Below are 20060 nucleotides of genomic sequence, written 5' to 3'. Positions count from 1 at the left end.
AGACGGCCGGCGGAGCGGCGATCATGCCGGCCGGGGCCGGGTCGGCGCACCTCCCACGTGGCCAGGAATCGGCGCACCTCCCACGTGGCCAGGAAGAGGGGAGGAGCAGGTCAGCGGGCCGGTTCCCGCGCTCCCCCCGCCTCTCCTCCGTAGAGCCGGATCAGCTCCGACCGCGTCACCCAGACCAGGGTCGCCTGGCGCCGCGAAGCGCCGCCGGCCGCGCCGTCCCGAGCGGTGCCGTTGCGGCGGCGCCGGAGCCACTCCTCGTACCTCCCGAGCATCCAGGCCTGGCTGCGGGGCAGCTCCGTCTCGTGCCAGCCGAGGCGCGCGATGACGCCGCCGAAGAGGCTGCGGCCGAAGCAGACCGTATACTCGGGGGGTACCTCGGGCCCCGCCAGGTACTCGGCCAGCGCCTTCATCTGCTGGCGGGCCAGCCGGAAGAGGGCGAAGGTCGCCTTGGGGTCGAGGGAGCCGGCGGCGCCCAGCTGGCGGAGGCGGCGGTTGTCGAGGTGGACCTCGATGGCGGGTTGGCCGTCCCGGAGGACGACGCGTCCCTCCGGGTCGGCGACGGTGGGGCCGCGGTAGCGGGTGAGCGCGGGCAGGTAGATGGTGGGCTGGCCCTGGGCGTCGTAGACGCGGCGTGCGCCGGTGACGCGGTCGTAGGCCCAGTCGACGAGGTCGCGGACGTCGAAGCGCATGGACGGTGAAGCCGCCTCCCCGGGTCTCGGCGAGAAGAGTCCACTGCAGGAAGCCTACCAGAGGGAGGCGGGCGGGGGGGAGAGGGCGCTCCTTCCGGCGCCCGCGGGTTAGGATAGGCGGGGGGAGCGTACGGGCGGGGAGCGTGAGCGACGGATGGGCAAGGTGGTGACGTTCCCGGGCGAACCCCGGGAGGCCGGGAGAGAAGGACGCTTCGAGGTGGTGGCGCCCTTCGCGCCGGCGGGCGACCAGCCGAAGGCGATCGAGGAGCTGGCGGCCAACCTGCTTCCTCCCGAGCGGGGAGGGCGCGGGCAGCGGTACGTGACGCTCCTGGGCGTCACCGGCTCCGGCAAGACGGCCACCATGGCCTGGACCATCGAGCGGGTCCAGAAACCGACGCTGGTCATCGCGCCCAACAAGACGCTGGCAGCCCAGCTGACGAGCGAGCTGAAGGAGTTCCTCCCGCACAACGCGGTGGAGTACTTCGTCTCCTACTACGACTACTACCAGCCGGAGGCGTACATCCCGTCCAGCGACCTCTACATCGAGAAGGACGCGCTGCGCAACGACGAGATCGACAAGATGCGCCACTCCGCCACCAGCGCGCTCTTCGAGCGGCGGGACGTGGTCGTCGTGGCCAGCGTCTCCTGCATCTACGGCCTCGGTTCGCCCGAGGACTACCGGGAGCTGGTGCTCAGCCTCCGCGTCGGGCAGGAGCGCTCGCGCCAGGCGATCCTCCGCCGGCTGGTCGACATCCAGTACGAGCGCAACGACGTCAACCTGACCCGGGGCAAGTTCCGCGTCCACGGCGACGTGATCGAGGTCTTCCCGGCCTCCAGCTCCGAGCGGGCGATCCGCATCGAGCTCTTCGGCGACGAGATCGACCGCATCCTGGAGTTCGACCCGCTCACCGGCGAGGTCTTCGGCGAGCGCGACCACGTGGCCATCTACCCCGCCTCGCACTACGTGACCGAGGCGCAGAAGATGCGCGCCGCCGTCGGCTCCATCGAGGAAGAGCTGGAGGCGCGCCTCCGGGAGCTCCGCGCCCGGGGGAAGCTGCTGGAGGCGCAGCGGTTGGAGCAGCGGACGCGCTACGACCTGGAGATGATGCAGACCGTCGGCTACTGCAACGGCATCGAGAACTACTCGCGCCACCTGACCGGGAGGAAGCCGGGCGAGCCCCCGTACACGCTGCTGGACTACTTCCCCGACGACTTCCTCTGCATCATCGACGAGTCGCACGTGACGGTGCCGCAGATCGGGGGCATGTACCACGGGGACCGGTCGCGGAAAGAGGTGCTGGTGGAGTACGGCTTCCGCCTTCCTTCCGCGCTGGACAACCGTCCGCTCACCTTCGAGGAGTTCCTGCGGCACGTGCCGCAGATCCTCTTCGTCTCCGCCACGCCGGGACCCTGGGAGCTGGAGCACTCGGGCGCCGTGGTGGAGCAGATCGTCCGGCCCACCGGCCTCCTCGACCCCGAGGTGGAGGTGCGGCCGGTGGAGGGCCAGATCGACGACCTGCTGGCGGAGATCCGGAAGCGGGTGGCGGCCGGGGAGCGGGTGCTGGTCACCACGCTGACCAAGAAGATGGCCGAGGAGCTGACCGACTACCTCCGCGACCTGGGCGTCAAGGTCCGCTACATGCACTCCGAGGTGGACACCATCGAGCGGATGGAGATCATCCGGGACCTCCGCCTGGGCGTCTTCGACGTGCTGGTGGGCATCAACCTCCTGCGCGAGGGGCTCGACCTGCCCGAGGTCTCGCTGGTCGCCATCCTCGACGCGGACAAGGAGGGCTACCTCCGCTCCGAGCGCTCGCTGATCCAGACCATCGGCCGCGCCGCGCGCAACGTGAAGGGGAAGGTGATCATGTACGCCGACGCGATCACCGACTCGATGAAGGCGGCCATCGAGGAGACCTACCGCCGCCGCGCCATCCAGGAGCGGTACAACCGGGAGCACGGGATCACGCCCCGGACCGTCGTCAAGCCGGTGCGCGAGGTGCTGGAGGCGACCCACCCGGTCGACCGCATGGCGCCGTCCGGCGGGCGCCGCCGCTCCGCCCAGGTGGCGGAGGCGCGGGCGGAGTACTGGCTCCAGCCGGGCCGCAGCCTGAAGGAGGTGCCGCCGCGGGAGCTGCCGCAGGTGATCGAGCGGCTTCGAAAAGAAATGAAGGAGGCGGCGAAGCTCCTCGAGTTCGAGCGGGCGGCGCTCCTCCGCGACATGATCTCCGAGCTGGAGGAGCTGCGCGAGGCTCAGGCCCATTCACTCCGCGCCGGGACGAGGAAGCGGGCGCGGGCAGAGGAGGCGAAGCCGTGAGGGAAGAGGAGGCCGCGAAGGAGCAGCGGGCCGGGCCGCCCGGGGAGGAGCGCCGCGGCCTGCCCGCAGCCCTCTGGGCCGCGGCCGGCGTGGTGGTGGCGGCGGCCCTCTTCCTCTGGCTCCGCCCCATCTTCGCGGGGACGGCGTCGGTCAGCCCGATCCTGGTCCAGATCGGTCCGCTCGCGGTCCGCTGGTACGGGCTGCTCATCGCCGGCTCGTTCATCCCGGGCTACTACCTGGCCCGGGGCTATGCGGCGCGCCTGGGCGTGGACGCCGACACGCTGGTCAACTTCGCCGTGGTGGTGGCCGTCGCCGGCTTCATCGGCGCCCGCATCGGCTTCGTCGTCCAGAACCTGGGTTATTACGCCCAGCACCCGCTGGACGCGCTGGCCACCTGGCAGGGCGGCCTCTCCATCCACGGCGCGCTGGTCGCCGGGGTGCTGGCCGCCTGGCTCTTCAGCCGCCGGCTGCCCGGGCGGGTCGGCCTCTGGGGGATGCTGGACGTCGCCATGCCCAGCGTCCTCCTGGGGCAGGCCATCGGGCGCTGGGGGAACTTCTTCAACCAGGAGCTGTACGGCTACCCCACCAGCCTGCCCTGGAAGATGTACATCGCCCCGGAGCACCGCGTGCCCGGCTACGAGAACGTGGCCTTCTACCACCCCACCTTCCTCTACGAGTCGCTCTGGGACGCGGCGGGAGCTGCCTTGCTCTTCTGGTACCGCGGGCGGCGCTCCGCCCGGCGGGGGGACGAGCTCTGGCTCTACCTGGTCGTCTACTCGATCGGGCGCTTCTGGGTGGAGTTCTTCCGCATGGGCGGCACCGTCATCGCCGGGCTGACGCTGGCCCAGTGGGTCAGCCTGCTGCTGATCGCGGCGGGCGCCGCCGGCTGGATCTGGAACCGGCGCCGGCCCCCGGAGGCCGAGGAGTCCGGCGAGGAAGCCTCGCTGCGCGCGGGAGGTGGAGATCCTTGCGCTGGTTAGGACATGCCTGCTTCCGCATCGAGCTGCCGGAGGGGGTCGTCTGGCTGACCGATCCGCCCGACCCCAGCGTCGGCTACCCCGAACCCGCCGTCTCCGCCGACGTGGTCACCGTCTCCCACGAGCACTTCGACCACAACCACGTCTCGCCCGTGCGCGGGGAGCCCCGCGTCCTCCGCGGCCTCACCCCGGACGGCGGCTGGGCCCGGGTGGAGACCGAGGTGGACGGCGCCCGCTTCCGCACCGTGGGCGTCTTCCACGACCCCGAGCAGGGCGCCCGGCGCGGGCGGAACGCCTTCTTCGTCGTGGAGGCGGGCGACGGGCAGGGCGGCCGCCGGCGCTACGCCCACGCCGGCGACCTGGGCCACGTGCTGACCGCCGAGCAGGCGGCCGCCATCGGGCCGGTGGACGTCCTGATGGTGCCGGTGGGCGGCTTCTTCACCCTGGCGCCCGAGGAAGTCCCGCGGGTGATCGAGGCGCTCCACCCGCGGGTGGTGGTGCCCATGCACTACGCCACCTCGCGCACCCAGGGAGGGCACGGCCGGCGCGGCCTGCCCATCCAGCCGCTGTCGAGCTTCCTGGCCGTCTGGAAGGGGCCGGTGCGGACGCTCCCCGACGACGCGCCGGTGGAAGGCTCGCCGCTTCCCGAGGCGACCGAGGTCTGGGCCTTCGAGACCTTCCGCTGAGCGGAGCGAAGGGCATGAAGGGGACGGGAGACGGGGGCGTTCCCCCCTACCGGGTCGTCCTGATCCTGGGCGATCAGATCCGCGGCGACCGGCTGTTCGCACTGCTCGAGGCCGTGGCCCTGCGGGGTTCGCTGAATCAGGCGCGGGCCGACGTCGGCCTCTCGTACCGCTACGCCTGGGGGCTGGTGAAGCAGGCCGAGGAGCGCCTCGGGGTCCGGCTCCTCGACCGTCGTACCGGCGGCGCGCGGGGCGGCGGCGCGCAGCTGACGGCCGCCGCACGGGACCTCCTGGACCGGTACCGCCGGTTCCAGGCCGGCGTGGAGAGGCGGATCCCCGTCCTGGCGGGACCGGAGGAACCGCCGGCCGCCGACCGGGCTCCCGGCGCCGGGACGGGCGAAGCCCACGGGTCGCTGGTGCTGGCCGCCACGGTGGAACCCGTGGAGACCGGCCTCGTCCCCGCGCTGGCGGAAGCCTTCCTCGCCGAGACGGGGATCGCCGTCCGGCCCTTGGCGGCAGGCAGTGGCCAGGCTCTGGACCTCGCCCGCGAGGGGCGGGCCGACCTGGTGCTCAGCCACGCTCCCGAGGCGGAGGAGGAGTTCGTGACGGCAGGTTTCGGCACGGGGCGCCACCCCTTGATGGAAGACGACTTCGTCGTCGTGGGCCCCGAGGGGGATCCCGCTGGCGTGCGGCAGGCGGGCACGGTGCACCAGGCCTTTCAGGCCATCGCCCGGGCCCGGGCGCCCTTTCTGAGCCGGGGGGACCGTTCGGGCACCCACCTGCGGGAGAGGGGCCTCTGGGAGGCGGCCGGCGTCCAGCCGGAGGCGCCGTGGTACCGGGTCGACCCGCTGGGGGTGCTCGGCAGCATGCACATTCTCACCGCCGCCGCGGCGAAGCGCGCGTACACGCTGGTCGACCGTGCGACGCTGCGGGCCGCGCGGCCCGAGGGGCTGGCGATCCTCTGGGAAGGGGGCCCCGAACTGCGCGACGTCTTCTCTCTGGTGCCGGTCAGCGCGGAACGCGCTCCCTGGGTTCGTCGCCGCTGGGCCGAGGCGTTCGCACGCTGGGCGGTGGGGCCTGCCGGTCAGGGCCTGATCGCCCGCTTCGGCCTTGACCCGCACGGCCGTCCGCTCTTCCGACCGCTGCGGCCCTGACCAGAGGCACCACGCCTGCAGCGGTCGGCCGTGCCTCTCACCCGGCCGGCCTCTCCCGTGCCGCGCCGGACGACTGATTTTTTTATAAAGATTCGGATTCATTCCCTCCCCTTGATGCCGGAAGAACCCGCGTGTTACGTTCTGCACGATGATGCACAACGGTTTCAGCTGGAGCACCGTTCCCTGCGGCCGATTCCTCCCGACGCCGGGGTGACGACCGGAAGCCGGGCCGCCTTGGCAGGGACCGCGGCGGCATGGACCGAAGGAGGGTTTGCGCATGAACCGGAGGCAGGCCGCCCACGGGCGCCGTCCGGCAGTGCTGGCGCTGGCGTTGACGGCGATCCTGACCCTCTCCGCCTGCGGAGCGCCGGGAGCCGGCCGGACCAGCGCAGCCGGCGGTGCAGCCGGAACGAAAGAGAATGCGCAGTCCGGCCCGCCGAAACCCGCCAACCCCAGGGTGATCCTCGCCACCACGACCAGCACCCAGGACAGCGGCCTCCTGGATGTCCTGCAACCCATGTTCGAAAAGAAGACCGGATACAGGCTCTCCATCGTCGCGGTGGGTACGGGCCAGGCGCTGGCGATGGGCGAACGCGGCGAGGCGGACGTGCTGCTGGTTCATGCGCCGGAGGCGGAGATGGCCGCGGTCTCGAAGGGCGTCGCCGTCGACCGGCGGCTGGTCATGCACAACGACTTCGTCCTTGTCGGCCCACCGGACGACCCGGCCGGGGTGAAAGGCACCGCCACGGCTGCAGAAGCCTTCCGGAAGATCGCCCGGGCCCAGGCGCTCTTTATCTCGCGCGGCGACGAGTCCGGCACGCATGTGAGAGAGAAGTCGATCTGGAAGAAGGCGGGCATTCAACCGGAGGGGAAGTGGTACCAGCAATCCGGGTCGGGGATGGGTCAGACGCTCGGCATCGCCTCGGAGAAAGGAGCTTACACGCTGACGGACCGGGCCACGTACCTGGCCCTCAAGCAGCATCTCCGCCTGGGGATCGTTCTCGAAGGTGATGCGTCGCTCCTCAACATCTATCACGTGATGCAGGTCAACCCGGCCAGGTTCGCCAAGGTGAACGCCGAGGGCGCCAAGGCGTTCGTCGACTTCATGACCGCTCCCGAGACGCAGAAAGTCATCGGTCGGTTCGGAGTCGAAGAGTTCGGCCAACCGCTCTTCTTCCCCGATGCGGGCAAGAGCGAGAAAGCGGTCGGCGGAAGCAGTTGAAGAGCAAGGGATGGACCTGATCGGACAAGGTCTGGCCAAGGCGCTCCGCATGCTCCTGGCGGGCGACCCCGAGCTCCTGCGCATCACGTGGCTGACGCTCCGGGTCTCGGGCGGAGCCACGCTGGTCAGCGTGCTCCTGGGGGTCCCGACGGGCCTCGCCCTGGCACTGGGGCGGCTCCCCCTGCGACGGTTGTGGGTCAGCCTGATCAACACCGGCATGGGGCTGCCGCCGACGGTGGTCGGCCTCTGGGTGAGCATCCTGCTCTGGCGCTATGGGCCGCTGGGCGCTCTGCACCTCATGTACACCCCCGCGGCGATGGTGGTGGCGCAGTCCGTGATCGCCACCCCGGTGGTGGCGGGCTTCACCATCGCCGGGGTCGGCCAGCTCGACCCGCGGCTTCGCCTCCAGATCCTCGCCATGGGGGCTTCGCGCTGGCAGCTGTACGCCCTCCTCGTCAGGGAAGCCCGCCTCTCCATCCTGGCGGCGGTGATCGCGGGCTTCGGCGCCGTCGTCTCCGAGGTGGGGGCGTCGATGATGGTCGGCGGGAACGTGCTCGGCCAGACGCGCGTGCTCACGACGGCCATCGTGATGGAGGTCTCGAAGGGCGATTTCGACGTGGCGCTGGCGCTGAGCCTGGTCCTCCTCGCCCTGGCCTACGGCGTCACGCTGGTCCTGACGCTGATCCAGCAGAGGAGGGCCGCCGCATGAGCCAGCCTGCGCTCGCCGTACGCGGTCTCCGGGTGGTCCGCGGGGGGCACCGGGTGCTCGACGTGGCGGCCCTGGAGGTGGCGCGGGGCGAGATCCTGGCCGTGATCGGACCCAACGGGGCGGGCAAGTCCACGCTGCTCCAGTCCCTGGCCCTCCTGCTGCCGGCGGAGATGGAGTACCGGTTGGACGGGAGACCGGTCGACCTGCCCCGCGAGGCCCTCGGCCTGCGCAGGCAGATGGCCGTCGTCTTCCAGCAGCCGCTGCTCCTGGATGGCAGCGTGATCGACAACGTGATCCTGCCCCTGCGGCTGCGCGGGGTGCCGCGGCGCGAGGCCCGGGAGCGGGCGGTCCGCTGGCTGGAGCGTCTCGGCGTGGCGCATCTGGCTCAGCGCCCCGCCCGCCACCTCTCGGGCGGCGAGGCGCAGAGGGTGAACCTGGCGCGGGCCCTGGTGGTGGAACCCAGGCTTCTCTTCCTCGACGAGCCTTTCGCCTCGCTGGACGTGATCACCCGGGGCAAGCTGATCCGGGAGCTGCGCCCGCTTCTGCACGGTGCCGGCGTGACCGCCCTTCTGGTCACGCACGACTTCACCGAGATCCCGCCGGTGGCCGACCGGGTGGCGGTCCTCGACCGCGGTCGCCTCGTCCAGGTGGGGACGCCGCGCGAGGTCTTCACCCGGCCCGCGGGCCCGACGGTGGAGCACCTCGTGCAGCATGCCGCGGAGCTGGTCCAGGCGCTGGCGGACGGGTCCCGGCAGGGGAGCGCCGCCCGCGCGGTGGGGCAGGGCGCCCCTGCCGCCGCGGGCGCCCCGCCTCCCGGGTGATCCGCCGGAGAGGTCACTGCTCGTACCAGACCGTGCCCGCGTCGCGGCAGTCATAGCCGCCCAGCGACTCGACCCGCTGGCGGAAGGCCGGCGAGGCGATGACGTTCCGGACCAGCTGTCCGCGCGGGCTCTCGTAGAAGTCCCGGGCGAAGCAGAGGTCGTAGCGCTCCTCGGCGACCGGGACGAAGTCGAGTCCCATCGCCTTCGCCGCCGACAGGACGCCGAGACCCACGTCGGCCGCTCCGGCGGCGACGGCGGCCGCCACGCCCAGATGGGTGGTCTCCTCACGCTCGTACCCCTGGATGCCGGAGGGCTCGATACCGGCCCGGGCCAGCATCTGGTCGAGGAGGAGGCGGGTGCCGGCGCCCCGCTGGCGGTTGACGAAGCGGACGCCGGGCCGGGCCAGGTCCTCCGCGCCGCGGATGCCCAGCGGGTTGCCGGGGGCGACGATCCAGCCCTGGCTGCGGTAGGTGAGGTGGACCAGCACCAGGGGCACCCCTGCCAGGTACTTGCGCACGTAAGGGACGTTGTACTCGCCGCTCTCCGGGTCGAGGAGGTGGAGTCCCCCGAAGTGGGCCTCCCGCCGGCGGAGGGCGAAGAGGGCGCCCATGGAGCCTGCATGGGAGGAGGCGATACGCAGCCAGGGATCGATCCGGCGCAGTTCGCTGGCCAGCAGGTCGATGGCCATGTCGTGGCTGCCGGTGACGACGATGTTCTGCTCCACCTCCGCCAGATCGCGCAGGAGCTCCACCTCCACCTCCTCGCCCTGCTCGTAGCCCTGGCTCTCGGGCGGGATGACGAGGAGGCCGTCCGCGCGGACCAGCGACATGGTCACCCCCGCTTCGCGGGAGAGCGGCTGCGCGATCAGGCGCCCGCCGATCGAGCCGACGGTGACGCGGACGAAGTCGCGCGTCCCCATGGGGGAGACGATGCGCCGCCCGGCCACCGCCTTCACCTTCGGCCGGCGCGGGACGGGCTGGCCGAGGGTGCGGGCGATCAGCGGCTGGACGAACCATTCCAGGGCCAGGTAGGCGGAGACGGGATAGCCGGGAAGTCCGACCACCGGCTTCCCCCGCACGCGCCCGAGGAGCACCGGCTTGCCCGGGCGCGTCGCCACGCCATGGACCAGGAGCTCCCCCAGCTCCCGCACCACTTCCTCCGCGTAATCCTCGGAGCCCGCCGACGAGCCGGCGTTGAGCAGGACCAGGTCGAAGCGGTCGACCGCCTCGAGCAGCCGTCGGCGCAGCGCTTCGGGATCGTCGGGCGTAGGGGGGAAGCGGACGGGCTCCGCGCCCCACTCGCGCAGGAAGGCGGCGAAGACCGCGCTGTTGAACTCGACGATCTCCCCGCGTTCGAGGCTCTCGCGGGGTTCGACCAGCTCGTCGCCGGTCGGCAGGATGGCCGCGGTCGGACGGGCGAAGACGGGCACGCGGAGGATCCCGCCGGCCAGGAGAGCCCCCAGGTCGACCGGTCGCAGGCGATGGGAGTCGGGCAGGAGCAGCTCGGCGGCCACGATGTCCTCGCCCACCGGGCGGACGTGCTGCCAGGCCCGGGCCGGCTCCAGGATCTCCACCGTGTCGGGGTCGACCCAGTGGAGGTCCTCTGCCATGATCACCGCGTCGAAGCCCTCGGGGAGCGGGTCGCCGGTGTCCACCTCGACGAACTGGCTTCCTCGCCGCAGGCGGACGGGGTGGGTCTCTCGGGCCGGGAAGGTGTCGGCCGCGCGCACGGCGACGCCGTCCATGGCCGAAGAGGGATAGGCCGGCGAAGAGAGACGGGCGAAGATCGGCGCGGCCGTCACCCGGCCGGCCGCCTCCGCCGTCGGCACCTCCTCGACCCGGGCGGGCAGGGAGACCGCCTCGAGCCAGCGCCGCTGCGCCTCCTCCAACGGCACGTCTTCCAGGTAGAGGGTCCGCTCGCGCTTCTTGACCATCCGCCCATCCTCCCTCGCTCCCGGCAGGCCTTCCGCCGGGTTCAGTCCAGGGCGAAGACCTCCACCATCTCCCCCCGGCGGAGCCCCTCCCGCTCGGGAGCGATGGCCAGGAAGCCGTCCGCGCGGGCCAGCGGGCCGACGAGCCCGGACTTCCCGAAGACCGGCTCGGCCCAGAGCTCCCCGTCCCGTTCCTCCAGCCGGACCCGCACGTAGGTGGTCTCCCCCGGATGGGACGCCAGATTCCGGGCCAGGCGGGCGCGCCAGGCCGGTCGCGGTCGCGCCGGCCGCTCCCCGGCCAGCCGGGCCAGAATGGGACGCACGAAGAGATGGTAGATGAGCAGCGCGGAGACCGGGTGGCCGGGCAGACCGGCCACGGCCTTCTCGCCCACGCGGGCCAGCAGCGCCGGCTTCCCGGGATGGAGGGCGACGCCGTGGACCAGGATCCCCGGCTGCCCCAGGCCGGCGACCACCCGTTCGGTCATATCCTTGACGCCCACCGAGCTGCCGCCCGAGAGCAGGAGGACGTCGCTCTCGGCGAGAAGCTGGGCGCACCGCCGCGCCAGCTCGGCTTCGTCGTCCGGTACGATGCCGCCCGGCTGGACCCGGGCGCCGTCCGCCCGCGCCGCGGCCGCCAGGGTGGGGCCGTTGACGTCGCGGACCTGGCCGGGAAGGAGGCGGGAGGTGCCGGGCGGCACCACCTCCTCGCCGGTGGAGAGGATGGCCACGCGGAGCGGCGGGCGGACGGGCACCTCCACCAGGCCGCTCGCCGCCAGCGCGGCCAGGTCCTGCACCCGGAGGCGGTGGCCGGCCGGCAGCACGAGCTCACCCGCCCGCAGGTCCTCGTCGCGGCGGACGACGTTCTCCCCGGGCGCCACCGGTCGCAGGACGTTCACGAGGTCGTCCAGCTCCTCCACGTGCTCGACCATCACCACCGCGTCCGCCCCCTCGGGCAGCATGCCGCCCGTGGGGACGTAGACCGCCTGCCCAGGGCCGAGCGGGCGTTCGGGCGGCCGGCCCATGACCACCGCCCCCGCCAGCGTGAGCATGGCGGGAAGAGCCTCCGAGGCGCCCGCCGTCTCGCCTGCCCGGACGGCGTAGCCGTCGACGGTCGACCGGTCGAACCCCGGGATGTCCCCGGGTGCGAAGAGGTCGCGCGCCAGCACGCGACCCGCCGCCTCCTCGACCGGAACGTTCTCGGGCTCCCTCTGGAGGGGCCCGAACTCCCGATCGATGAGCGCGAGCACCTCCGCCACGCTCTTGACCTCGAAAAGTTGCATCCCCCTGGCCTCCCTCCCCTGCCGACCGCTTTCATGGCGACTCGAGAGTGGAAGGAAGCCGCCCCGGGGCGGGGCGGCTTCCTGGGCGTGCGAGCGGCGACCGTTCCGGCGGGTTCCCGAACGGCCGGGGCGGGTTTACGCGGCCCCGCTCTGCACGGGTTCGATGCCGAGTTCGCGGAGCTTCGATTCGGGCACGACGCCGTCCTGCCAGCCCCGGGCGGCGTAATACTCCTCCAGCATGTCGGAGAGACGGGTGACCGAGCCCTCGCTGCCGCCCGCCGCCGGCTCCTCGAGGAAGCGCCGTGGCAGCGTGTCGTCGTCGCCCGTGAAGCCGGCGAGGTTGTTGTAGTAGCGCTCCAGGTTGTAGATGCGCTCGCCGATCCGCATCACGTCCTCGGCCGTGATCTTCCAGCCCGTGACGGCCGAGAACTGGGCGGCGTAGTTCTCCGCGCTCTCGGCGAAGGCCGAGAACTTGCAGACGTCCATGGAGTCGGAGAAGGCGTGCAGATCCTGGAAGGTCTTGAGCAGCTCCCCCTTGCCTTTCCAGGCCAGCCGATCGGTCGCCACGGGGATGCCGAGCAGCTCGGCGGCCGGCGTGTACCCGCGCAGGTGGCACGCTCCCCGGTTGGAGGTGGCGTAGCCCAGGCCCATGCCCTGGATGCCGCGCGGATCGTAGGCGGGGATGGACTGCCCCTTGACGCTCATCGAGAGCTCGGGAGCGCCCAGGCGCTGCGCCGCCCGCGCGGGGCCGTCGGCGAGAAGCTCGCCCAGCCCCGGGTGCCGGTGGGCAATGGCCTCGATGGTGCGCACCATGCCCTCCGTGTCGCCCCAGGCGAGCGCCCTCTCGCCCTGGAGCAGGCCGCGCTCGGTCGCCTCCATGCTCATGGAGAGCGCATTGCCCGTCTCGATGGTGTCCATCCCCAGGTCGTTGCAGAGGGCGATCATGTAGGCGATGGACGCGGCGTCGTCGTTGCCGCAGTTGGCGCCCAGCGCCCAGGAGGACTCGTATTCGAAGGACTCGCCCCGGACCTTGAAGCGGCCTGCCTTGATCTCGACCTCCTTCTTGCAGGCCACCGGGCAGGCGTGGCAGGTGGGTTCGCCGACCAGGATGTGCTCGCGCACCCATTCGCCGGAGGTCAGCTCGGCCGTGGCCATGGTGGTCGTCTGGCCGTTCCGGACCGGCAGGGCGCCGGCGACGTTGGTGATGTTCATCAGCACGTTGGTCCCGTAGACGGAGAGCCCACCCTTGCGCGGACCCGTGATCGGGCTCTCGTTGATCTGCCGCAGCGCCTCGTCGTGGGCAACGCTGAAGGCCTCGGGATCCGCGGGTTTGGGCAGACGGCTCGGCGCCTTGATCACCACGGCCTTCAGGCCCTTGGACCCCGCCACCGCACCCGTGCCGCCGCGGCCCGCGGCGCGATCGTTCTCGTTGATCATGGCGGCGAAGCGGACCTGGTTCTCGCCCGCCGGGCCGATGGCCAGCACGCTGACGTCGCGCTCCCCGTGACGCTCCCGGAGCGCCGCGATGGTCTCGTGGATGCCCTTCCCCCAGTACGGGGTGGCGTCCATCAGCTGCACGCGACCGTCTTCGACGTAGGCGTAGACCGGGTGATCGGCGCGCCCGCGGAAGACCAGGCCGTCGAAGCCGGCCCACTTGAGGCGCGCCGCGGTCCAGCCGCCGATGTGGGAGTCGGTCACGGTACCGGTCAGAGGCGAGCGGGTCACCACGGCCATTCTGCCGCTCATGTTGACGAGCGTTCCGGAGATGGGACCGTTCATGAGGCAGAGGATGTTCTCCGGAGAGAGGGGTTCGACGTGGGGCCCGTTGTCCAGGACGAAGCGGACGCCCAGCCCCCGACCGCCGATGTAGGTGCGGGCCAGGCGCTCGTCCACGGGCCTGTACTCGATGTCTCCGCTGGTCAGGTCGATCCAGGCTATCCGGTTCGCGTAGCCACCCAGCATGCGATCGCCTCCGCTCGTTGGACGGTGCCGCGGACTTCCGGTGCCGAGCGGGACATCTGCCGCGGTACGATTACAATAAAAGTCGCTTGCACGGACCGTCAACATTGGAAAGTTATGAAAAAACGCACGCGGCCATGGCCGAGGGGACCGCGGCCGGCCCCCCCGTGGGAGGTGACCTGGGTGAAGATCGCGGTACGGCTCTACGCCAACCTGCGGCAGGTCGCGGGCACGTCGTCGGAGACCCTGGAGGTTCCGGACCGGGCCACGGTGCGCTTCGCCCTGGAGAGGCTCTTCGAGGGACATCCGGCTCTGCGCGGAGAGATCCTCGACGAGCGGGGCGAGGTGCGGCCCTTCGTCCACATCTTCCGGAACGGCCGCGAGGTGCGCTGGCAGGGTGGCCTCGAGACCGTCCTGGAAGCCGACGACGCCATCTCCCTCTTCCCGCCGATCGCCGGAGGCTGAGGCCGGGCTGCGAGATCGACCCTCTTCGGGGTGCTACCCGCCGTTCCGTGACGACTTGCAGCGGGCGCCGCGCCGTCTCCACGCTCTGCCCCGACCGGGCCCGGAGACGGCGCCGGTCAAGATCTACGAGCTCTTGCTGAGCGGGGGCCGGGTGGAGGCGGTGGCCGGCGGCGAGCGGCGGCTGTGGGTCCGCCTTCCGCTCGGCGTGCGGGCGGTGGAGCTCCCGGAGCGACGGCCCGGGACGGCCTCGGAAGCCGCAAGGGAAGACGGGTGGAGACCGGGGCTGCCGGTGACCGTCGGCATCCGGCCGGAGCGGGTCCGGATCCTGGGGGAGGCGGGGGAGGTGGCGGGACCGCCGGGCGAGAACAGGGTCTGGGCGCGCGTCGAGCGCGTCGTGGCGTGGGGTGCCTTCGACGGGGTTCACCTGGACGCCGGCGTGCCGCTGGTGGCCGACGCCGGCGCCGGCTCGCTGCCCGCGCTGGGCGCCGGTCGCGGGAGCCGGCTGCTCCTCGAGCTGCCGGCGGCCGCTCTTCACCCGATCCGGGAGGGCGCCCCGGGGGAGGACGGGGAGGGGGAGGGGTCGGATGGCTTCTGAACTCGTACGGCGGCTCCGGCTCGTGGTCGACGGCCTGCCCGTCCGCCTCTGGGCCACCGGGGAGCCGGCGGATCAGGCCGCCGGCCGGCCCTGGCTCCTGGCGGTCCACGGCGCGGGAGGCGGCGCGCGCCACTGGCTGCCGCTGCTCCGGCTGCTGGCGCGGGAGAGGCTTCTGGCGCTTGCGCCCGACCTGCCGGGCCACGGCGGCAGCGCCGCGCGGACGGGCGAGGTGAGCATCCCGGCCTACGCCGCCTGGCTCGGCCGGCTGCTCGACGCCCTGGCCGCCTCCTGGCCCGGTCTCGGGCGGCCCTGGCTCGCCGGCCATTCCATGGGCGGCGCCATCGCCCAGGAGGCGGCGCTGGCGTTCCCGGAACGCCTGGCCGGCCTGGTCCTGGTGGCGACCGGGGCGCGACTGCGGGTGGCCCCGGCCTTCCTGGAGCAAATGGAGGCGGGAAGCCTGCCGCCGCTTCTCCGCGCCCCGTCCGGAGAGGGACCGGGGGGAGCGGAGGGACCCGGGCGAGCGGAGGAAGCGGATCCGGAGGAGGTCGCGCTCCCCGTCGCCCTGGCCGACTTCCTCGCCTGCGACCGCTTCGACCGCCGCGAGGCGGTCGGCGCCATCCGCCTGCCCACCCTGGTGATCCACGGCGAGGCGGATCCCCTGACGCCGCCGCGGTACGGCGAGTTCCTGGCAAGTCGGATCCCCGGTGCCCGGCTCGAGCGGGTGCCCGGTGCCGGCCACTTCGTCCTGCTGGAGGCGCCGGAGGCCTGCGCGGAGGCGATCCTGGCGGCGCTCAGGCCATCTCCCGGAGCGTCCTGAGCCAGGCGCTCACCGCCTCGGCCGCCTCCCCGCTCAGCTGGTGGCCCATCTCGTACAGCCGGAGCGTCACGTGCGCGCCCAGCGCCTGCAGCCGGTCGCGCGCCGCCTCGGCGTCGGCGGGCGGGATGAGCGGGTCGGCACGCCCGTGCGTGATCATCGCCTCCAGGCCGGCCAGGGGCCGGCCGGTACCGCCGGCGTCGGCGGGCCGGACGAGGCTCTCGGGTGGCAGCCGGCCGCTCATCATCAGGAGCGCGCCCACCCGGGCGGGCTGCCGCAAGGCGAGTGCCGCCGCCAGCATGGCGCCCTGGCTGAAGCCGCCCACCACCAGGCGGTGCGGTTCGCAGGCATAGCGGGCGGAGAGGTCGTCGAGCAGCGCCTCCGCCCGCTGCAGGCTCTCCAGGAAGCTGCCCGGGTCGATCTCCAGCGTCGGACCCCCGAGGTCGAACCAGGCGTAGGCGCCCGGGCCCAGCTCCAGGGGGCCGCGGGCGGAGACGAGGCGAAAGCCGGGCAACAGCGGCGCCAGCGCCAGCAGATCCCCCTCGTTGCTCCCGTAGCCGTGGAAGAGAAGCAGGAGCGGGCTGCGGTCGCCGGGGGAAGGCGGCTCGCTGGCGCGCCAGAAGAGCTGTTCCACCGCCATCGTCGCACCCTTTCCGGCAGGCCGCTCACCTGCGGTGAGTCCACGGCCCGCCGCCTTCCGACGTCGCCTCCATGATACGCCGCGCGCTCGACCCGGAGCCTCCCGGCCGGTGGTAGGATGTTGCGCGGATTTTCGACGCGCGCAGAGGTGAGGAGGAGGTGAGGGGGACGGAGCGATCACGGACGGGCGTCTCTCGCCTCCTTCGCGCCTGCCGGGGCGAGCCGGTGGAGACGACGCCGATCTGGCTGATGCGCCAGGCGGGCCGCTACCTCCCCGAGTACCGGGCGCTCCAGGAGAGGCACGGCTTCCTCACCCTGGTGAAGACGCCCGAGCTGGCGGCGGAGGTGACGCTCCAGCCGCTCCGGCGCTTCCCGCTCGACGCCGCCATCCTCTTCGCCGACATCCTGCTTCCCCTCGAGGCGATGGGGCTCGGCCTCCGCTACGAGCCGGGCAAGGGACCGCTCCTCGACCGCCCGGTCCGGGAACGGCGGGACGTGGAGCGCCTGGGCGCGCCGCCGGCGCGGGAGGCGCTCGCCTACGTGCTGGAGGCGGCGCGGACCGTCCGTGCGGCGCTGGCGGGGCGGAGCGAGGCGGAGGGGGGACCGGTCCCCCTGATCGGCTTCGCCGGCGGCCCCTTCACCCTGGCCAGCTATGCGGTGGAGGGCGGCGGCTCCCGCGACTTCCGGCGGACCAAGGCGCTCCTCTGGCAGGAGCCCGAGCTCTGGGCGGTGCTGATGGACCGGCTGACCGCGGTCACCGTCGACTACCTGGCGGCCCAGGTGGAGGCGGGTGCGCAGGCGCTCCAGCTCTTCGACTCCTGGGCGGGGACGCTGGCGCCGGAGGACTACCGGCAGGCCGTCCTCCCGTGGACGCGCCGGATCGCCGATGCGGTGGCGCAGATGCGGACGCCGGAGGGGGAGAGGGTGCCGCTCATCCACTTCCTCACGCCCAGCGCGGGGCTGCTCGACCTGGCCGCGGAGGCGGGGGGCGACGTGATCGGCCTCGACTGGCGGCTGGAGCTGGACTGGGCGCGGCGCCGGCTGGGCCCGGCGCGGCCGGTCCAGGGCAACCTGGACCCGCTCCTCCTGGCCGAGGCGCCGCGGGAGGTGCTGGAGGCGCGCGTGGCCGCCATCCTCCGGGCGGCGGGCCCGCGCGGCCACGTCTTCAACCTGGGGCACGGCGTCGACCCGGCGACGCCGCCCGAGCACGTGGCCTGGCTGGTGGAGGCGGTCCACCGGCTGGGCCGGCGGGAGGCGGGGGAGGCGGGATGGAGATGAGCGAGCGGGGCGGAGACGCTCCCCGGGAAACGCGCTGGGGCGTCCTCTTGCTGGGCTTCGGGGGTCCGGAGAGGCCGGAGGAGGTGCCCGCCTTCCTGCGCAGGCTGCTCCGCCGGGAGCCGCCGCCGGCGCTGGAGGCGGAGGTGACCGAGCGCTACCGGCGCTTCGGCGGCTCGCCCCTGCCGGCGGTCACCCGCCGCCAGCGGGAGCTCCTCGAGGCGGAGCTCCGGCGGCGCGGACCCGGCTGGCCGGTGGAGGTGGGCATGGCCTACGCCGACCCCTCGATCGAGGAAGGGCTCCGCCGCCTGGCGGAGGCGGGCGTCCGGCGCCTCGTCCTGCTCAGCCTGACGCCCTACCGCTCGGCGGTCAGCATCGACGAGTACGAGCGCGCCGCCCTGGAGGCGATCGACCGGCTCGGCCTGGCCATGGAGGCGCGGCGGGTGGAACCATGGCACCGGCATCCGCTCTACCTGGGCGCCCTGGCGGAGCGGCTGGCGGCCACGCTGGAGGAGGTGCCGGAAGGGGAGCGGGACGGCGTGCCGGTCGTCTTCAGCGCCCACAGCCTGCCGCGCTCCATGGTGGAGGCGGGCGACCCGTACGTGCGGCAGCTGGAGGCGACCGTCCGCGGCATCAACCTCCTGCTGGGCCCGCTCAACTGGCGACTGGGCTTCCAGAGCCGCGGGCAGGCGAGCCGGGAGCCCTGGCTGGAGCCGGACGTGCTCCAGGTGCTGGAGGAACTCCGGATCCAGGGCCACCGCCGGGTGGTGGTCCACCCCATCGGCTTCCTGGCCGACCACCTGGAGACGCTCTACGACAATGACGTGCTCCATCGCGAGCGGGCCCGGGAGCTGGGGCTCGCCTTCCACCGCGTCCCCTGCCTCAACGACTCCCCCCGCCTGATCCGCCTCCTCGCCGAGGTGGCGGTCGGGGCCGCCTCGGAAAGCGAGAGGAAGCGAGGATGAGCGAGGAGCCGCTGGGGAGCCGGCGCCCGGACCGGCCCCGGGTGGCGGTGGTGGGCGGCGGCGTCGCCGGGCTCAGTGCCGCCCTGGAACTCCGCGACCGCGGCCTGGAGGTGCTCCTGCTGGAGGGGAGCGGCCGCCTGGGCGGCAAGGTGCGGAGCGAGCGGGTGGACGGCTTCCTCCTCGAGTACGGGCCGGATTCGTTCATCACCTACCGGCCGGCCGTGGTGGAGATGGCGCGCCGGGTGGGGATCGCGGAGCGGATGATCCCCACCGAGCCGGGGCAGAGCTCCACCATCTGGTCGCGGGGGCGGCTGGAGCCGATCCCCGCCGGCCTCGACGTGATGGTGCCCACGGACCTCCGCGCCCTCCTGGCCACCCGGCTGATCTCCGGTCCGGGGAAGCTGCGCGCGCTGGCCGACCTCGTCCTCCCGCCGCGCCGGGACGATGCCGACGAGAGCCTGGAGGCGTTCGTCTGCCGGCGCTTCGGCCGCGAGGTGCTGGATCGGCTGGCGGAGCCGCTGATCGCCGGCATCCACGGGGCGCCGCCCCGGACCATGAGCCTCCGCGCCACCTTCCCCCGCCTCGCCGAGATGGAGCGGGAGTCGGGCAGCGTCCTGCGGGCGGCCTGGGCGCGGCGCCGCAGGGCGCGGCGGCCGGCTGCCCCCGCCATCCCGGCCGCCTCCCCCGCCGCGGCGGCGAGGGAGGGTGGCGGTGGCGCGGCAGCCGGAGCCAGGGAGGTCACCGTCCCGAAGAGCTTCTTCGTCAGCTTCGACGAGGGCATGGAGACGTTGACCGACGCCATGGTGGCGGCGCTGAGCGCCGCCGGTGTCCCCCTCCGGACGGGCGCGCCGGTGGAGCGGGTGGAGGCCGTCGAGGCGGCGGGCGCCGCCGACCGGGCCGGTGGCGGCCGGCGCCGGTATCGGCTCCGGCTGGCCGGCGGGGAGGCGCTGGAGGCGGACGGCGTGGTGGTGGCCACCCCCGCGGGGGCGGTGGCGCGGCTGCTGGGCGACCTCGACCCCCGGCTGGCGGCCGTGGCCGGGCGGATCGAGAGCGTCCCCCTGGCCGTGGTCAACCTCGCGTACCGCCTGGAGGAGCTCCGGGTGCCGCTCCGCGGGAGCGGCTTCCTCGTGCCCGCGGTGGAGCGCCGGCGGATCAACGGGGTCACCTACAGCTCCAACAAGTTCCGGGGGCGTGCCCCGGCCGGGACGATCCTCCTGCGCGCCTTCCTGGGCGGCGCGGCCAACCCCGAGATGGCGCTCCGCCCCGAGGCGGAGATGGTGGCGGCGACGCGGCAGGAGCTGGAGGCGATGATCGGGCTCCGCGCCGAGCCGGTCCTGGTCCGTGCCGCCGCCTGGCCCCAGGGGCTCCCCGCCTACACCCTGGGCCACCTGGAGCGCGTCGCCGCCATCGAGGAGCGGCTCGCCTCCTGGCCGGCGCTCGCCCTGGCCGGCGCCAGCTACCGCGGCATCGGCCTGCCCGACTGCATCGCCAGCGGGATCTCGGCCGCACGCCGGGTGGCCGAGGAGCTGTCGGGGGCCGTCCGCCGGCCCGCCTGAC

General features: G+C 73.3%; 18 protein-coding genes. 13 read left to right on the top strand and 5 right to left on the bottom strand.

Features of this window, described 5'->3' with window-relative positions:
• Positions 1-110 precede the first annotated feature (110 nt).
• A complete protein-coding gene (locus tag QJR14_08965) occupies positions 111-698 on the bottom strand; it encodes a hypothetical protein (protein ID MDI3317730.1) in 588 nt (195 codons plus the stop codon).
• Between the two features lie 154 nt (positions 699-852).
• Between QJR14_08965 and uvrB the strand changes: the two genes are divergently transcribed.
• From uvrB to QJR14_08930, 7 genes are all read left to right on the top strand, one after another.
• Positions 853-3015 carry an excinuclease ABC subunit UvrB gene (uvrB, locus tag QJR14_08960; GenBank protein MDI3317729.1) on the top strand — a complete coding sequence of 721 codons (2163 nt, stop codon included), beginning with the start codon at positions 853-855 and terminating at the stop codon, positions 3013-3015.
• Positions 3012-3995 carry a prolipoprotein diacylglyceryl transferase gene (gene lgt, locus QJR14_08955; GenBank protein ID MDI3317728.1) on the top strand — a complete coding sequence of 328 codons (984 nt, stop codon included), beginning with the start codon at positions 3012-3014 and terminating at the stop codon, positions 3993-3995. The genes uvrB and lgt overlap by 4 nt, the downstream gene beginning before the upstream one ends.
• Positions 3983-4678 carry an MBL fold metallo-hydrolase gene (locus QJR14_08950; GenBank protein MDI3317727.1) on the top strand — a complete coding sequence of 232 codons (696 nt, stop codon included), beginning with the start codon at positions 3983-3985 and terminating at the stop codon, positions 4676-4678. Before lgt ends, QJR14_08950 begins: the two co-directional genes overlap by 13 nt.
• A 14-nt stretch (positions 4679-4692) precedes the next feature.
• Entirely contained in the window at positions 4693-5829 is a 1137-nt protein-coding gene (locus tag QJR14_08945; protein MDI3317726.1) for a substrate-binding domain-containing protein, read from the top strand.
• A 277-nt stretch (positions 5830-6106) separates the two neighbouring features.
• The gene (locus tag QJR14_08940; protein ID MDI3317725.1) at positions 6107-7051 is read left to right on the top strand and encodes a substrate-binding domain-containing protein; all 945 of its coding nucleotides are present in this window, start codon (positions 6107-6109) and stop codon (positions 7049-7051) included.
• A gap of 10 nt (positions 7052-7061) precedes the next feature.
• Positions 7062-7760 (top strand): ABC transporter permease, encoded by a 699-nt coding sequence (locus QJR14_08935; GenBank protein ID MDI3317724.1) that lies wholly within the window; start codon positions 7062-7064, stop codon positions 7758-7760.
• Positions 7757-8581: an ATP-binding cassette domain-containing protein gene (locus tag QJR14_08930; GenBank protein MDI3317723.1), complete on the top strand. Its 825-nt coding sequence runs from the start codon at positions 7757-7759 to the stop codon at positions 8579-8581. The genes QJR14_08935 and QJR14_08930 overlap by 4 nt, the downstream gene beginning before the upstream one ends.
• Before the next feature lie 13 nt (positions 8582-8594).
• Here QJR14_08930 and QJR14_08925 read toward each other — a convergent pair whose 3' ends face one another.
• The 3 genes from QJR14_08925 to QJR14_08915 form a co-directional block, all read right to left on the bottom strand.
• Entirely contained in the window at positions 8595-10514 is a 1920-nt protein-coding gene (locus QJR14_08925) for a molybdopterin biosynthesis protein (protein MDI3317722.1), read from the bottom strand.
• A 41-nt stretch (positions 10515-10555) separates the two neighbouring features.
• Complete coding sequence (locus QJR14_08920) at positions 10556-11791, bottom strand: molybdopterin molybdotransferase MoeA (GenBank protein MDI3317721.1); 1236 nt, start codon at positions 11789-11791, stop codon at positions 10556-10558.
• Between the two features lie 135 nt (positions 11792-11926).
• Positions 11927-13753 carry an aldehyde ferredoxin oxidoreductase family protein gene (locus QJR14_08915; GenBank protein ID MDI3317720.1) on the bottom strand — a complete coding sequence of 609 codons (1827 nt, stop codon included), beginning with the start codon at positions 13751-13753 and terminating at the stop codon, positions 11927-11929.
• A 171-nt stretch (positions 13754-13924) separates the two neighbouring features.
• Between QJR14_08915 and QJR14_08910 the strand changes: the two genes are divergently transcribed.
• From QJR14_08910 to QJR14_08900, 3 genes are read left to right on the top strand one after another with little or no spacing between them, the layout of a single operon-like run.
• Positions 13925-14215 carry a MoaD/ThiS family protein gene (locus QJR14_08910; GenBank protein MDI3317719.1) on the top strand — a complete coding sequence of 97 codons (291 nt, stop codon included), beginning with the start codon at positions 13925-13927 and terminating at the stop codon, positions 14213-14215.
• A 55-nt stretch (positions 14216-14270) separates the two neighbouring features.
• Positions 14271-14810, top strand: coding sequence for a hypothetical protein (locus QJR14_08905; protein ID MDI3317718.1), 540 nt, complete (start codon positions 14271-14273; stop codon positions 14808-14810).
• The gene (locus QJR14_08900) at positions 14800-15627 is read left to right on the top strand and encodes an alpha/beta hydrolase (protein ID MDI3317717.1); all 828 of its coding nucleotides are present in this window, start codon (positions 14800-14802) and stop codon (positions 15625-15627) included. Before QJR14_08905 ends, QJR14_08900 begins: the two co-directional genes overlap by 11 nt.
• On the opposite strand, the gene QJR14_08895 is transcribed toward QJR14_08900, so the two are convergent.
• Positions 15602-16264 carry a dienelactone hydrolase family protein gene (locus tag QJR14_08895; protein ID MDI3317716.1) on the bottom strand — a complete coding sequence of 221 codons (663 nt, stop codon included), beginning with the start codon at positions 16262-16264 and terminating at the stop codon, positions 15602-15604. The genes QJR14_08900 and QJR14_08895 overlap by 26 nt on opposite strands.
• Positions 16265-16422: 158 nt before the next feature.
• Here QJR14_08895 and hemE point away from each other — a divergent pair, with 158 nt between their 5' ends.
• The 3 genes from hemE to hemG are packed head-to-tail and all read left to right on the top strand — an operon-like array spanning position 16423 to position 20059.
• A complete protein-coding gene (gene hemE, locus QJR14_08890) occupies positions 16423-17541 on the top strand; it encodes a uroporphyrinogen decarboxylase (GenBank protein ID MDI3317715.1) in 1119 nt (372 codons plus the stop codon).
• Positions 17538-18503 carry a ferrochelatase gene (gene hemH / locus QJR14_08885; GenBank protein MDI3317714.1) on the top strand — a complete coding sequence of 322 codons (966 nt, stop codon included), beginning with the start codon at positions 17538-17540 and terminating at the stop codon, positions 18501-18503. Before hemE ends, hemH begins: the two co-directional genes overlap by 4 nt.
• Entirely contained in the window at positions 18500-20059 is a 1560-nt protein-coding gene (gene hemG / locus QJR14_08880; protein MDI3317713.1) for a protoporphyrinogen oxidase, read from the top strand. Before hemH ends, hemG begins: the two co-directional genes overlap by 4 nt.
• Position 20060: the final 1 nt, after the last annotated feature.

Source organism: Bacillota bacterium (assembly GCA_029961055.1).
Taxonomy (GTDB): Bacteria; Bacillota; Sulfobacillia; order JAIMAT01; family JAIMAT01; genus JAIMAT01.
Note: the sequence above shows the minus strand (reverse complement) of the source record. Positions and strands in the feature narration are given on the sequence as shown.